Origin of the sequence: Necropsobacter rosorum (assembly GCF_964241405.1) — a bacterium.
GTDB classification, from domain to species: domain Bacteria; phylum Pseudomonadota; class Gammaproteobacteria; order Enterobacterales; family Pasteurellaceae; genus Necropsobacter; species Necropsobacter rosorum.
Genome location: NZ_CAXSXF010000001.1, coordinates 229,887 through 245,219 on the forward strand (window position 1 = coordinate 229,887; position 15,333 = coordinate 245,219).

General features: G+C 51.0%; 15 protein-coding genes. 11 read left to right on the forward strand and 4 right to left on the reverse strand.

Translation table 11 applies throughout. From position 1 onward, the window contains the following. Positions 1 to 28: 28 nt before the first annotated feature. Entirely contained in the window at positions 29 to 2,602 is a 2,574-nt protein-coding gene (locus tag ACESOH_RS01070; protein WP_373099108.1) for a penicillin-binding protein 1A, read from the reverse strand. Positions 2,603 to 2,766: 164 nt separating this feature from the next. Here ACESOH_RS01070 and ACESOH_RS01075 point away from each other — a divergent pair, with 164 nt between their 5' ends. The 9 genes from ACESOH_RS01075 (at position 2,767) to ACESOH_RS01115 (ending at position 10,039) form a co-directional block, all read left to right on the forward strand. Beyond that, the gene (locus ACESOH_RS01075; RefSeq protein WP_373099110.1) at positions 2,767 to 3,555 is read left to right on the forward strand and encodes a competence protein ComA; all 789 of its coding nucleotides are present in this window, start codon (positions 2,767 to 2,769) and stop codon (positions 3,553 to 3,555) included. A 16-nt stretch (positions 3,556 to 3,571) separates the two neighbouring features. Beyond that, entirely contained in the window at positions 3,572 to 4,096 is a 525-nt protein-coding gene (locus ACESOH_RS01080) for a PilN family protein (RefSeq protein ID WP_373099112.1), read from the forward strand. After that, a complete protein-coding gene (locus ACESOH_RS01085) occupies positions 4,093 to 4,629 on the forward strand; it encodes a competence protein (protein WP_373099114.1) in 537 nt (178 codons plus the stop codon). Before ACESOH_RS01080 ends, ACESOH_RS01085 begins: the two co-directional genes overlap by 4 nt. A 5-nt stretch (positions 4,630 to 4,634) precedes the next feature. Further along, positions 4,635 to 5,036 (forward strand): hypothetical protein, encoded by a 402-nt coding sequence (locus ACESOH_RS01090; RefSeq protein WP_373099116.1) that lies wholly within the window; start codon positions 4,635 to 4,637, stop codon positions 5,034 to 5,036. An 8-nt stretch (positions 5,037 to 5,044) separates the two neighbouring features. Next, complete coding sequence (locus ACESOH_RS01095) at positions 5,045 to 6,439, forward strand: type IV pilus secretin PilQ (RefSeq protein ID WP_373099118.1); 1,395 nt, start codon at positions 5,045 to 5,047, stop codon at positions 6,437 to 6,439. A 162-nt stretch (positions 6,440 to 6,601) separates the two neighbouring features. Then, positions 6,602 to 7,129, forward strand: a complete 528-nt coding sequence (gene aroK, locus ACESOH_RS01100; protein ID WP_032092487.1) for a shikimate kinase AroK — start codon at positions 6,602 to 6,604, stop codon at positions 7,127 to 7,129. Between the two features lie 22 nt (positions 7,130 to 7,151). Beyond that, entirely contained in the window at positions 7,152 to 8,240 is a 1,089-nt protein-coding gene (aroB, locus tag ACESOH_RS01105) for a 3-dehydroquinate synthase (RefSeq protein ID WP_373099120.1), read from the forward strand. Between the two features lie 4 nt (positions 8,241 to 8,244). After that, positions 8,245 to 9,096, forward strand: coding sequence for a Dam family site-specific DNA-(adenine-N6)-methyltransferase (locus ACESOH_RS01110; RefSeq protein ID WP_373099122.1), 852 nt, complete (start codon positions 8,245 to 8,247; stop codon positions 9,094 to 9,096). A 10-nt stretch (positions 9,097 to 9,106) separates the two neighbouring features. After that, positions 9,107 to 10,039 carry an AraC family transcriptional regulator gene (locus tag ACESOH_RS01115; protein WP_373099124.1) on the forward strand — a complete coding sequence of 311 codons (933 nt, stop codon included), beginning with the start codon at positions 9,107 to 9,109 and terminating at the stop codon, positions 10,037 to 10,039. 57 nt (positions 10,040 to 10,096) lie between these two features. On the opposite strand, the gene ACESOH_RS01120 is transcribed toward ACESOH_RS01115, so the two are convergent. The 3 genes from ACESOH_RS01120 to ACESOH_RS01130 form a co-directional block, all read right to left on the reverse strand. Beyond that, positions 10,097 to 10,723, reverse strand: coding sequence for a YkgB family protein (locus tag ACESOH_RS01120; RefSeq protein WP_373099125.1), 627 nt, complete (start codon positions 10,721 to 10,723; stop codon positions 10,097 to 10,099). A 393-nt stretch (positions 10,724 to 11,116) separates the two neighbouring features. Continuing rightward, positions 11,117 to 11,731 (reverse strand): Tat proofreading chaperone DmsD, encoded by a 615-nt coding sequence (dmsD, locus tag ACESOH_RS01125; protein WP_373099126.1) that lies wholly within the window; start codon positions 11,729 to 11,731, stop codon positions 11,117 to 11,119. A 24-nt stretch (positions 11,732 to 11,755) separates the two neighbouring features. Continuing rightward, entirely contained in the window at positions 11,756 to 12,082 is a 327-nt protein-coding gene (locus tag ACESOH_RS01130) for a DciA family protein (RefSeq protein WP_373099128.1), read from the reverse strand. A 159-nt stretch (positions 12,083 to 12,241) separates the two neighbouring features. Here ACESOH_RS01130 and secM point away from each other — a divergent pair, with 159 nt between their 5' ends. Both secM and secA read left to right on the forward strand, forming a co-directional pair. After that, positions 12,242 to 12,505, forward strand: coding sequence for a secA translation cis-regulator SecM (gene secM, locus ACESOH_RS01135; protein WP_373099130.1), 264 nt, complete (start codon positions 12,242 to 12,244; stop codon positions 12,503 to 12,505). 84 nt (positions 12,506 to 12,589) lie between these two features. After that, positions 12,590 to 15,298, forward strand: a complete 2,709-nt coding sequence (gene secA / locus ACESOH_RS01140) for a preprotein translocase subunit SecA (RefSeq protein WP_373099132.1) — start codon at positions 12,590 to 12,592, stop codon at positions 15,296 to 15,298. Positions 15,299 to 15,333: the final 35 nt, after the last annotated feature.

Sequence of the window (15,333 nt, forward strand, 5' to 3'; positions counted from 1 at the left end):
TAAAAAGTGCGGTGGTTTTTCAAACAGTTTAGAATAATTCCTGCGGTTCCGACTGGCCGAACCCGCCGTTTAGGCGCTGCTGCAACTCCGGCGGCACATAATAACCGCGCTCTTCCACATAGGCGCGTTTCGGTTCTGTGCCCTTAATAAAATATTCGCTGCGTCCGCCGCCGTTGGACAACAAACCGGAGCGGGTATCAATATTTTTCTCTACGATGTTTTCCGGCAGCGGCAATTGGCGTTCCGGAATATCGCTCAGGCTGGTTTTCATATAGGCAATCCAGGCCGGCATCGCCGTTTGCGCCCCGGCCTCGCCGCGGCCGAGGCTGCGTTTATTATCGTCGAACCCGACATAAACCGCGGTGGTGATATTCGCGCCGAAGCCCGCATACCACGCCACTTTGGAATTATTGGTGGTACCGGTTTTACCGCCGATATCCTGACGGGAAAATTCCTTCGCCATGCGCCAGCTGGTACCTTTCCAGCCCAGCCCTTTTTCACCGTAAATCGCACTGTTCAGCGCACTGCGGATCAAAAACGCCAGCTCGCCGCTGATCACCCGCGGGGCATATTGCACCTGAGATTCTGCAGTCCGCGCCTCGGCCATAAAGTCCACCGCGCCGTCCTCCAGTTTTCCGCTGCCGGCGTTCAGTTCCGGCACATCGGTATCCTGTCCGTCCTGATCCACTTCTTCGCCGTTCGTGGCGCTGTCGGTGCGCTCCAGATGATCGGCCGCGGTTAAGTCAATATGTTTAAATCCGTCCAGCTTTTCCGTTTCGCCGTACACTACCGGAATGTTATTACATTCGATACAGGCAATCTTCGGATTGGCTAAAAAGATTTCTTTACCTGCGTTATCCAGAATTTTCTCAATCAGATAAGGTTCGATTAAAAATCCGCCGTTATCAAACACCGCATAGGCACGCGCCATTTCCAGCGGCGTAAACGACGCTGCCCCCAGCGCCAGCGCCTCACTGGCAAAATACTGCTCGCGCTTGAACCCGAAGCGCTGTAAAAAATCCGCGGTAAATTCGATGCCCGCCATCTGCATGGCGCGCACCGCAATCATATTTTTAGACTGTCCGAGCCCTACGCGCAAACGCATCGGGCCGTCATAACGATTCGGTGAATTTTTCGGCGTCCACACCTGCTGACCCGGTTTTTTAATACTGATCGGCGCATCCTGCAATACGCTGGACAGCGTTAATCCCTTTTCCAGCGCAGCGGCATAAATAAACGGTTTAATCGATGAACCGACCTGCACCAAAGACTGCGTGGCACGGTTAAACTTGCTCTGCTCAAAACTGAATCCGCCCACGATAGCTTCAATCGCACCGTTATCACTGTTTAACGACACCAGCGCGGAATTGACTTCCGGAATCTGCCCTAAAGTCCAAGCGCCCTCGCCGTTTTGCCGGATCCAGATCTGTTCCCCGCTTTTCGGCGTTTTTCTGCCTGCCCAGCGCATCGCCGCATTAGACAGCGTGACCGTCGAGCCGTTGGCCAGTAATACTTCCGCTCCGTTTTTATCGGTGCTCAGTACGGCGGCCGGAATAAACGGCTCGGAATTAGGTAATTTTCTTAAAAAACCGATAATCCGGTCGTGTTCCCAAGCCGTTTCATTGCTTTTCCATAACGGCGCGCCGCCGCGGTAACCGTGCCGCATATCATAGGCGATAGCATTGTTTCTGACCGCTTTTTGCGCTTCCGACTGATCTTTCGACAACACGGTGGTATAAACCTTATAACCGCTGGTATAAGCATTTTCCTCCCCGAACCGCTTCACCATTTCCTGACGCACCATTTCCGTCACATAATCCGCCCGAAAATCCAGCTGCGCCCCGTGATAACTGGCGACAATCGGCTCGTTCAGCGCCTGTTGATAATCGTCTTTACTGATAAACTTCATGTCCAGCATCCGCCCCAGCACCACATTACGGCGCTCTTCCGCACGTTTCAGCGAATACAGCGGATTCATGGTGGAAGGCGCTTTCGGTAAACCGGCAATCACCGCCATTTCCGACAGCGTAAGCGCATCGAGATCTTTACCGAAATAAGTCTTCGCCGCCGCCGCCACGCCATAGGCGCGATAACCCAGATAAATTTTATTCAGATAAAGCTCAAGAATTTCATCTTTGTTCAGCGTATTTTCAATGTTGATCGCCAAAATCGCCTCTTTGGCTTTACGGATCAGATTTTTTTCCGGTGTCAGAAAGAAATTGCGCGCCAGCTGCTGCGTGATGGTACTTGCGCCTTGCGACGCGCCGCCTTTGCTGATCGCCACCGACAGCGCACGAACGATGCCGACCGGATCCAGCCCGTGATGTTCATAAAAACGGCTGTCTTCCGTCGCCAGTACCGCTTCAATCAGCTTTTTCGGCACATTATTGAGTTTCACCGGAATGCGGCGCTGCTCCCCCACTTCGCCGATGAGTTTACCGTCTGCGGTATAAATCTGCATCGGCTGCTGCAATTCCACATTTTTCAGGGTTTCCACATTCGGCAGGTCGCTTTTAAGCTGAATATATAAAATTCCGGCCACAACACACCCCAGCACGATAATCGTCAACAGGGTACTCAATATTAATTTTGCGATCCGCATCGTAAAATTCTCTCTTGTTTAATGCAATATAGGAAATAATCAGAAACACTTAACCCCTATCTACTCGGTAAATAACGGCAATTTAGTCCGTAAGTATAAAGACAACCGGTATAAATCAAAAGCTAAAAGTAACATTTAAAGTGTAAAGATAAGGTAAAGTGCCAATGTTCAATCTCCGTAAAAACGCCCATTCTCCGCTACAAATCGGGTTACAGAAAACCGCAGACCATTACCATTGCCTGTGGTTTGATCCACATCACCAACCACAATCCGCCGTCTTAACACCGCCTTTATCGGCGGATAAAATTCATGAGCTTATCGCGCCTTACGGTCATAAGCGGCGTAATGCCATCAGTTTTGTGATCTCAATTCCGGGCCTATATGTTTGGACTCAGTCCCTGCTTTTGCCGCACAGCCTCAGTGCGGCGGAATCCGAACAGCAATGCCGTTTTTTACTGCAAAATGCGCTGCCGACGCCATTGGACAATATTTGGTTCGATTACGCCGCCACGCCGCTAACGCAGGGAATTCGACTGGATATTTTTGCCGTCCGGCAGGATATTGCAGAAAAGCACATACAGCAGTATGTGCCGCTGCCGATTAGCATATTAGACAGTCATATCAATGCGATAGTTCGTGCGTTTCATTATCTGCTTGACGGCGAGATCGCCGATGATGCGCTGTTTATGTATCAGGATGCGCAAATGAACATCGCCATACAGGAAACCGCGCAGCAGGCGAACGTTACCCAACAAATCGACCGGGATCTGACCGCACTTTATGACCAGTTCAGCCGCGCTTACGGCCGGCAGCCGCGTTCGGTGTATGTTTATACGCAGGACATGCAGGCACCCGCTTTTCCTGCCCATTGGCAGACGGTAACGACCGACTTGCCGCTGATTGCCTTAGGCAACGCCTTATGGCAACGCGATCTGCCGGCGGCATCACATTAACCGGAGCCGGCTTATCATGCCAAAAGCCGTTGCGATTAACCTGCTGCCTTGGCGTGTGCTTTGCCACCGGCAAAAACTGCGGGCGTTGTTGTATAAAGGGTTGTGCTGCTTATTGTGCAGTGCGGCCGTCTGCGTTTATTTGTTTTATCTGATCCGGCAAGACAGCCTTACCGTCAGCGCATATCACCGCCAATTACATCAGCTGTCACAGCAGCTGACGCAGCACATTGAACAAACCAATAAGCTGCGCCGCCATTATGCTGGTAAAGAACCACAGCCGTCGCTGCCGGCCTCCAGCGCCTTGCATTTTCTGGAGTTGCTCGCACAATTGCCGTTACAGCAGGGCGAATTAACCGAAGCCGCGTTTTCCGCCGCCCAACTGAAAGTTAAAGGATGGGTTGAGCAGCAACAGGAATTTGCCCAGATTCAGCATTTCCTGAGCGAACAACCGTGGCTTAAGGAAAGCCGGCTGATTGCCTTTACCCCGCAACCAACGGCCTTGTGGTTTGAATTCAGTCTGACGCCCAAGGATGAACCATGAGATGCAAAATCCTCGACAATCCGCACAATCTTTGCGGTAAATTGGCTGCGCTGACGCCGCTGCGGCAAAATCTGCTATTAGGCCTGCTGGGTTTACTTCTCATCGCATTTCCGCTGAGCAGTTATATGCAACAATCCCGCCTCATACGCCAACTGGAAAGCGCACTGCATGACAAAAATCAAAGCCTGACGCACCAGCAGAATTTACTGGCCGCACTGCAACAAAAATCCGCCCGGCAAGCGCCGGACAATCGCTTAACCGCCGTACTGCCGGCAATAAACCGGCAGATTCAGCATTATTTAACGGAAGAATTACAACTGCTGGGCAGCGACTGGGAATTTGCCCCCAATCCCCTGCTGCATCTGCAATTAGCGGGGCATTTTAGCGATTTTAATCGATTTATGACCGCACTTTTAACCGCCGACAATCAACTGAATCCGGTTTCTTTGCATATTCACCGGGCGGATCAAGCCAATCCCGCCGCTTCAATTCGGATTGACCTGTTACTACGCTTACATTTTGCTCAGGACTGACAATTATGCTACCCAAAACACTGTTGATGTTCACGCTTATCATGACTATTCAATTCGCATGGGCCGATCCTTTTGATAAAACCCGCCGCACGCCCCATGCGGATGACAGCGCCCGACACACGGTGCAAACGCCTGCGCCGGAGAATCATTGCCACGCCGGGCAACCGGTATTGGCCGACGACACCGCCTTTGCAGAATTAAACATTATCGGGGTGATAATTTATTCGCAGCACGGCGAAGTGTTGCTGACGGCGCAAAATCATGCCCTGTTCAGCGCCCGCCGGGGAGATTTTATCGGCCGCGAAAAACTCGAAATCGATCATATCGAGCCGCACCAGATCCGTTTTCTGCGCTGGCAGCAGGAGGCCGACTGCCGCCATCCGACAACGGTCACGCTGAAATTGTAGGAGGCCGGATGAAATTTCTTTCTTTATGTATCAAGTGCGGTCTGTTTTTTCTCTGTTTTTGCGCCTTCGCCGCGGCGGAAAACACCCGCTTTTCCATTCGGCTGAAACAGGCACCGCTGGTACCCACCTTGCAGCAGTTGGCATTACAACAGAATATCAGCCTGATTATCGACGATGAACTCGAAGGTACGCTATCGCTGCAATTAAACCATACCGATATGGCGCAGCTGTTGCGCGCGGTGGCTAAAATCAAGCAGCTTGCATTCTGGCAGGAAAACGACATTTATTATCTCGGCAGCGTTGCGGCCGAAAATCACACACATCCCGCAGCCGACATGACGATGCCCGCTGATTCCCGGCTGCTTGCCGCCTTTGAGGCGCCGCAACTGACGACCTCTTCTGTCAAGCTGCATTATGCCAAAGCCGCCGACGTGATGAAATCCCTCACCGGCGGCAGCGGCTCGCTGTTATCGGCGAACGGCAGCATCGCCTTCGATGAACGGGCCAATCTGCTATTATTGCAGGATGAAAAACAAACCGTTGAGCAAATAAAACGCTTGATTGCCGAAATGGACAAGCCCATTGAGCAAATCGCAATCGAGGCACGCATTGTCACCATCAGCGACGAAAGTCTGAAAGAACTGGGCGTGCGCTGGGGTATTTTTAATGCCTCACAGAGCAGCCACAAAGTCAGCGGCAGCCTGAATGCCAACGGGTTTGACGATATTACCAATCAGCTCAACGTCAATTTCGGCACCGCCACCACACCGGCCGGCTCCGTCGCTCTGCAAATCGCTAAAATCAACGGCCGCTTACTGGATCTGGAACTCACCGCGCTGGAACGGGAAAATAATGTAGAGATTATCGCCAGCCCGCGCCTGCTGACGACGAACAAAAAGAGCGCCAGTATCAAACAGGGAACGGAAATCCCCTATCTTGTCAGCAATACGAAAAACGACATCCAATCGGTAGAATTCCGCGAGGCCGTGCTGGGGCTGGAAGTGACCCCGCACATCTCAAGGGATAATACCATCCTGCTGGATTTGGTGGTCAGCCAGAACTCACCGGGAAACCGCATCACTTACGGCCACAGCGAAGTCGTCTCCATTGATAAACAGGAAATCAATACGCAGGTTTTCGCCCGCAACGGTGAAACCATTGTGCTGGGCGGGGTGTTTCACGACACCGTAACCAAAGGGACGGACAAAGTGCCGCTGCTGGGCGATATTCCGCTGGTAAAACGCTTGTTCAGCAAAGAAAGTGAACGCCATCAGAAACGGGAACTGGTGATTTTCGTGACGCCGCATATTCTGCAACCGGGTCAGCCGCCGGATAATTTTATCGCGGAAAAAAACTTACCCAAAACAGACCGCACTTTGAAATTTGCCCCGCACAGGAAATAAATCCGTTCGGAAGGTTGAAAAAGGTCACCATTTATTGCGATAATCTCATTTATTTTTTTGGGTGATCTTTTGACAGCCACATTATTATGTTTTGTGGTTGCGTTTTTTATTTGGTGAAAAGATCAATTTGTTTTAATTAATTTAAAGAAGAATAAACAAGAAATGGCAGAAAAACGTAATATTTTCTTGGTCGGGCCGATGGGCGCGGGTAAAAGCACTATCGGCCGTCAGTTGGCGCAGCTGCTCGGTATGGATTTTATTGATACGGATACGGAAATCGAACAGCGTGCCGGAGCCGATATCAGCTGGATTTTTGATGTGGAAGGCGAAGACGGGTTCAGAAAACGTGAAGAACGGATTATCAACGAACTCACTCAAAAACAGGGGATCGTCCTTTCTACCGGCGGCGGCGCGGTGCTATCGAAAGATAACCGCAATCATTTATCCGCCCGCGGTATCGTAATTTATCTGGAAACTACGGTAGACAAACAGTTCCAGCGCACGCAGCGGGATAAAAAACGTCCGTTGCTGCAAAATGTGGATGACCCGCGGCAGGTGCTGGAAGAACTGGCACAGATCCGCAATCCGCTGTATCGCGAAGTGGCGGATATTACCCTGCCGACCGACGAACAGAGTGCCAAAGTGATGGCCGGTCAGATCGTCGATTTAATTGAGAATTTCAACGGCTAATCGTTATCAGAAGGAAATCAGTATGTTGTGCGTGAACGTGGAATTAAAAGAACGCCGTTATCCTATTCATATCGGCGCCGGATTGTTGTCGGATCCGAGCGTATATCCGCTCAAACGCGGGGATAACGTCATGATCGTCACCAATCCGACCGTTGCACAATATTATCTGACACCGGTAACCGCTACATTGCAAAGCATCGGCTGTCGCGTAGCGCAGGTGCAGCTGCCGGACGGCGAAAAATACAAAACGCTGGATTCCCTGAATCTGATTTTCACCGCCTTGCTGCAAGCCAACCACGGCAGAGACACCACCATTATTGCGCTGGGCGGTGGGGTGATCGGCGATGTGGCGGGTTATGCGGCGGCAAGTTATCAGCGCGGCGTACGTTTTATTCAGATTCCCACCACATTACTGGCGCAGGTGGATTCTTCCGTCGGCGGCAAAACGGCGGTCAATCATGAGCTGGGTAAAAATATGATCGGCGCCTTTTACCAGCCTTGTGCCGTCATTATCGATACGCTGACACTGAATTCGCTGCCGAAACGCGAAATAAACGCCGGGCTGGCCGAGGTCATCAAATACGGCGCCATTTTGGATTATGACTTCTTTGTCTGGCTGGAACGGCAAATGGATGCACTGCTCGCTTTGGATCAAGCGGCACTGCAACAATGTATCGCTCGCTGCTGCCAGCTTAAAGCCGACGTGGTTGCGCGCGATGAAACGGAACAAGGCGATCGCGCCTTGCTCAATCTGGGTCACACTTTCGGTCATGCGATCGAAACCCATCTCGGTTACGGCAATTGGCTGCACGGTGAAGCCGTAGCGGTCGGTTGTATGATGGCGGCGGCACTATCTGAAATGCAAGGCGATCTGTCATGCGCTGAAGCCGCCCGACTGGAAAAACTGCTGGCCCGCGCCAATCTACCGACCGTATCACCGGACAGCATGCAGCCGGAAGACTACCTGCCGCATATGTTGCGTGATAAAAAAGTCCTGGCGGGTAAATTGCGTCTGGTATTACTGAAATCATTAGGTCAGGCTTATGTCGCCACGGACACCGATCAGGCCTCGGTGCTGGCGGCTATCCGTCGCTGCACGCAAACCGACTGACAGAATGCAGCCGCCCCGTTCCGTGATAAAATCCCGCTTAAAGCACCGCCCTTTTCTGAAATGGGCGGGCGGGAAATTCCGTCTGACCGAAGAAATCAACAAACTGTTGCCGAAGAAAAAACAGTGTCTGATCGAGCCTTTCGTCGGCGCCGGTTCGGTATTTCTGAACAGCCGCTTCGAGCGCTATGTGCTGGCGGATATTAACCCCGATTTAATCAATCTGTTCAATATCGTCAAACAGGATGTCGAACACTATATCGACGCCTGCCGCATACTGTTTCAGCACCCCGACGCCAACAGCGCGGCTTATTATTATCAGCAGCGCGATCAATTCAACCGTTCACAAAACAGCTTTGAACGATCGGTGTTATTTCTGTATCTGAACCGGTTCGGGTTTAACGGGCTATGCCGTTATAACTCAAAAAACGAATTTAATGTGCCGTTCGGCAGTTACAAAAAACATTATTTCCCCGAAGCCGAACTGCGTTATTTCGCTCAGAAAGCACAAAGTGCGGTGTTTATTTGCGCCGATTTTCAGGAAGCGTTTAAATTTGCCGACGAGCATTCGGTAATTTATTGCGATCCGCCTTACGCACCGATTATGCAAAACAGCAACTTTACCGGTTATGCCGGCAATGAATTCTCACTGCAACATCAGCAAACACTGGCTGAGCTTGCAAAACAAACCGCAAGCGAGCGGAAAATTCCGGTGATTATTTCCAATCACGATACCAAATTCACCCGTGAAATTTATCACGGGGCAAAATTAAAACGGATAAAAGTGCAGCGTTCGATCAGCCAGTCTTCGCTGAAACGGGTGAAAGTCAACGAGCTTATCGCGCTGTTTAAAACCTAAAAGGAAGGCGATGGACTATCTGGATCGTTTGCTGCAGCTGACAAAAATCGAAGGCGAAATCAACATACTGTGCCGTTTTCAGGGCGATTGGATCGTTTCTCACCCGCAAGCCGACGCGCTCGGTATTTTTCATCTGATCTCACAAGGCAGCTGCCGCGTGCAAACGGCGGATCAGTGCTATCATCTGCACGCCGGCGACCTGTTCTTTTTACCTTACGGTACGCCGCATACCCTCAGCAGCACGGAAACACAGCCTGACGCCGCCGCCCCCATCGTGAAGCAACAGCAGGGCGCGTTAACCTTTTGCCGCAATAATCAGCTTTCCCATGATTTTGAAATGTTCTGCGGTTACTTCCGTTACGCAAGCGACTCCCCGCTCGCTTTTCTGCACTTACCTCAACTGCATTTATCCGCCAATAACCGCTCGATTATGTCTCTGTTGACGCTTTTGCAGCAGGAAACCACGCCCGGACTGGCGAATAAATCCGTAATTGACGGCTTATGCACCGTATTGTTTACCTACCTGATGCGCGATTATTTACAAAGCCATGCGGTTAATCACGGCATTTTAGCGGCGTTGCAGGACAAACGTCTGTTTCACGCCGCCAACGCCATGCTGCAAAATCCCGCTTATCGCTGGACGATGGATAACTTGGCCGAACGCTGCGCCCTCTCTCGCGCCAGTTTTATCCGTTTATTCAAACAAAAAACCGGCGCACTGCCGGGAAAACTCTTATCCGATCTGCGCATGCAAAAAGCGCAAATGCTGGTACGGCATACCAATAAATCTATTTTCGCCATCGCCGCCGAGGTAGGTTATCAATCGGAATCGCATTTCAGTCAGATCTTTAAACGCTACTTTGGCAGCGCGCCGAGTCAATACCGCGCTGCGTGCGCTGCGCACCGGCCGGCAAGCGCCCGCAACGCGGCACAACAAGCGTAAAGCACGGAGCAGAACGGCGCCTGCTCCGAAATTATCGCAACGAAAACGCTTTACCTATCAGGCGGTTTTTCCTTGCGCCAGAATCCGTTTGGCACATTCGGCCGCGGCAACCAGACCGCCCGCCATCATAATAATATCCTTGATAATCAAGCGTCCGGCGGCGGAAAGATACGGAAAGCCGTAATGCGGCGTCGGCATATCCCCGCCTAAATTCGGCACCCAGGTTTCCGGCGTAAAGATCAGGAACGACAACGTGACGATTGACATCCCGAAGGTGAGCAGCCCGCCGAACATCCCGAGCGTCGGCGACCAAATGCCGGCCAACGTCAATAACCCGATCGTTACAATCATCGCACCGATGATATAAGAGGCGGTATACGTACCGTTTGCTTTATGCCATTCGATATTTTTCGCCACCATTTTTCCTTCCGGATTTTTATACAAGGTATATTCCTTAACCATTTCACCGTTTTCATTCGGCACTAAATTGGCACCGTTTTTATACAAAAAGCTCAGAAACGGGTTGTTCGATACAAAATGCGCAATGCCGTCGGCCTCATACTGGCATACTTTTAAACCGCCGATCCACACCATCACGATACAAATGGCGATCCGGATAAAATTAATAAACTGACGTTGCAGCGGGGCAACAATTTTTGCTAAAAATTCAATAAAAGTCGTCATTTTCACCTCTAAAATTCAATATCATTATACAACTTACGCCCAACACGGCGGCCGTAATAACAGCGGCGCCTCATGCGGCTAAACCTATCAAGATCATGTGTTGCGAAAAAGCAAACCGTTCGCTTATGCCATAAATGCCCTCCTTATACCGATAACAACGTGTGAGTAAGAGGGAGTAACCATATCCGTATCCTGACAGACTGATTATGATATCGGTCAAATTAGCGGGAAGATGACACTAAACCGACGGAATTTAAGACGAAAACGAATGGAATAAAGCTATTGAAGTTCGGGAAATGAATAACATGTGCCGCAATTAAAGCAAAACGGGCGAACGGCACGCTGCGCCCGATTCAGGGGTTATATTGAGGCGGCGGGGTAATCGCAAATCACTTAACGATAAAGCGGCATCGCTTTTGCCTGTAATCCCATCGCCTGCTGCCAGTAATCCAGCAAGGCATCGGCTAATAAGCCCAATCCGGCATAAAAAGCCGAGATTTGCTGCTCTGCCAACAAGGTCAGAAAACGAGGCGTCCAGGGCAGTAAATGCTGTTCCAGATATTCCGCCACTAAGTGCGGTTGATTTTCCGCCAGAAATGCCAGCAGCATTAACATCAGCCCGAAATGATCTTCCGGTTCATTGACCGGCAGCGACAATTCAATCCGGTTTTTCAACAGAAAATCCCGCATCTCCGATAATGACGCGCCGAAAATCACCGCATCCTTATCCAGATAAACCGATCCCCACGGCGGAGCGGGCAACGCATCCGGGCCGATAAACAACGCCTGAAACTGCGCCGCCAGCTGCGCTATATCTGCCGGATTGCGGGTAAACAAGGTTTGAATGCGCTCAAGCACCTCGGAAGGCAGAAAATTCACATCCGCCTGCCAGTTTTCGCGCTGAAAAAAGGTAATCAGCCATTGATTTTGTTCTTCCTCCGGCGCGTAATAAAACAGCGATCCCAGAATCCTTCCGAAATGAGATATTGAATGATAAATATCCTGCATTGTTTATCCTTAACCCAAAATACATTACAAAGCACCGCGCTGCGCCAGCTCGGGGTTGATTTTAAATATCAGCTGCCGAATCTGCGGATAGTCCGGCTTAATCAACGCCAGCAATTCCTGCTCTCTGAATAACAGCCCCTGCCGCACCATGGCATTTGCCGTCTCAATAAACAGTTTGTCGTTTTCCATCTGCGCCGCACGGTAAAGGCCTTTAAACTGCCGGGGAAATAAAGTCTGTATCCGTTCATTCAGATGATGCACCCGCAAGCCTTGCTGCATAATGCGCGCCAGACCGGAATGGGTCAGCACTTCCTGCACATTCACCGGTTTATGGTATCGTGTGGATTTCATTGCCTTGTTTTACCCGTTTTTGCCCCAATATGCCTAATGATTATGAGACATTGTAGCGAATTTCCGCTACAATAGGGCAGTTTTTTTAATGGGCAAAACGAATATCCGATGATCTCAACAAAGGGCAAACCGCATTTCTGGTCGCGATTACTGTTAAGTATGATCGCGATTTTTGCCTTACCCGCCGCACAGGGACTGGAAAATTCGCCGCTCGGCACCGACAGTTATCCGAACGAACAGCGTCAGGCGCAGCAACAGATTCAGCATACCGTTTCACTGGTCAGACAAGTTCAGTCGCTGCATATGCTGCAATCGCCGCATTTTTGCCGCGAAGCGCAGATTCTGCACCAAAACGAACCGCACTTTTGCACCGCCCTTTACAATTCTCGCCCGCCGATTCGCGCCGGGCCGCTTCTCACCTGATTTATTGATACCATTCACTGAATTCGCAGTTTAACGTACCGTTAAGCTGCATTGATTAATTTTATTATTTAGACAAGAAAAATCATGTTAAGAACTATTGCAACTAAAATCTTCGGCAGCCGTAACGAGCGTATTTTACGCCGTCTGAACAAACAGGTCGCTAAAATCAATAAACTGGAACCGGAATTCGAAGCCTTAAGCGACGACCAGCTCAAAGCCAAAACGGCGGAATTCCGCAGCCGGCTGCAAAACGGCAGCAAGCTGGAAGAACTAATTCCGGAGGCTTTCGCCACCGTGCGCGAGGCCAGCAAACGCGTCTTGGGCATGCGTCCGTTCGATGTGCAGCTTATCGGCGGTATGGTACTGAATAACCGCTGTATTGCGGAAATGCGCACCGGTGAAGGGAAAACCTTAACCGCCACATTGCCTTGTTATTTGAACGCGCTCAGCGGCAAAGGCGTGCATGTGGTGACGGTAAACGATTACCTCGCCCGGCGCGATGCGGAGACTAACCGCCCGTTATTCGAATTTCTAGGCATGACCGTGGGCGTCAACGTTCCGGGTCTGGCGCCGGAAGAAAAACGCGCCGCTTACGCAGCCGACATCACCTATGCCACCAACAGCGAGCTGGGTTTTGATTATCTGCGCGATAATCTGGCTCACTCGGCGCAGGATCGTTTTCAAAAACAGCTGCATTACGCCTTAGTGGACGAAGTGGATTCCATTTTAATTGATGAAGCGCGTACCCCGCTGATTATTTCCGGCCCGGCTGAAGACAGCTCGGAACTGTACATCGCTATCGATAAGCTGATTCCGATTCTGATCAAACAGGACAAAGAAGACAGCGAAGAATATCAGGGCGACGGCGACTACACGTTGGATCTGAAAAGCAAACAGGCTTATCTGACCGAGCGCGGTCAAGAGAAAATCGAACAATGGCTGATTAAACAAGGTCTGATGAGCGAAAGCGATTCCTTATATTCACCGTCGAAAATCACGCTGCTGCACCATGTGTATGCCGCCCTGCGCGCTCATACGCTGTTTGAACGCGATGTGGATTATATCGTGAAAGACGGCGAAATCGTCATTGTTGACGAACACACCGGCCGCACCATGGCGGGACGCCGCTGGTCGGACGGTTTGCATCAGGCGATCGAAGCCAAAGAAGGGGTTGCGATTCAAAACGAAAACCAAACCGTCGCTTCCATCACTTACCAGAACTATTTCCGCCTGTACGAAAAACTGGCGGGGATGACCGGTACCGCGGATACGGAAGCCTTTGAGTTCCAGCAAATTTACGGGCTGGAAACCATCGTCATCCCGACCAACCGTCCGATGATCCGCGACGACCGCACCGATGTGATGTACGAAACCGAACAATATAAATTCGATGCGATTATCGAAGACATCAAAGACTGCGTCGCGCGCAATCAACCGGTGCTAGTCGGGACTATCTCCATCGAAAAATCGGAATTACTGTCCGCCGCGCTGACCAAAGCCGGCATCAAACATAATGTGCTGAACGCAAAATTCCATGCACAGGAAGCGGAAATCGTCGCCAATGCCGGTTATCCGGGCGTAGTCACCATTGCCACCAACATGGCGGGGCGCGGAACGGATATCGTACTCGGCGGTAACTGGAAAGCGGAAGTGGCGAAACTGGATAATCCGACCCAGGCGCAAATCGACGCCATTAAAGCCGCCTGGCAGGAACGTCACGATATCGTCAAACAGGCGGGCGGGCTGCATATTATCGGTACCGAACGGCATGAATCGCGCCGTATCGACAACCAGCTGCGCGGACGTTCGGGCCGTCAGGGCGATCCGGGTTCTTCCCGTTTCTACCTTTCCTTAGAAGACGCCTTAATGCGCATTTACCTGAACGAAGGCAAACTGAACATGATGCGCAAAGCATTCAGCACGCCGGGCGAAGGGATGGAATCCAAACTGCTGGCCAAGGTCATCGCCTCGGCGCAGGCGAAAGTGGAAACCCACAACTTTGACGGACGTAAAAATCTGCTTGAATTTGACGACGTAGCCAACGATCAGCGCCATGCCATTTACCAGCAACGTAACATACTGCTGGATAACGAGGATATTTCCGACACCATTGACGTTATCCGCAAAGACGTCTTTAACAGCGTGATCGATCAATATATTCCGCCACAATCGCTGGAAGAAATGTGGGATATTCCGGCACTGGAACAACGCCTGAAACAGGACTTTGCCCTGGATCTGCCGGTCGGGCAATGGCTGGAAGAAAACAATGCGCTGCATGAAGAAACCCTGCGCGAACGCATTGTGGAAGCGGCCGAAGCGGAATATAAACGCAAAGAGGATTTGGTCGGCGCCGAAACCATGCGCAACTTTGAAAAAGGCGTAATGCTGCAAACCTTAGACGAACTCTGGAAAGAACATCTGGCCGCCATGGATCACCTGCGCCGCGGCATTCATTTGCGCGGTTACGCCCAGAAAGATCCGAAACAGGAATACAAGAAAGAATCGTTCCAAATGTTTACCGAAATGCTTGATGCGTTGAAATTAAATGTAATCACCACCTTAAGCCGGGTGCAGATCCGCACGCAGGAGGAAATTGCCGAAGCGGAACGCCTGCGTCAGGAAGCCGCGCAGCGGGAACAGGCCGCCATGAACTATCATGCGCCGAACGCCCAGCCGGAAGAAAACAGCGATGCCGTGCCGGAAACGGGACGTAAAATCGGGCGCAACGAGCCTTGCCCTTGCGGTTCAGGCAAAAAATATAAGCACTGCCACGGCAGCCGGGCGACACACTGATTGATCCGGCACAAGCGGTAAAATTATCCGTTTTA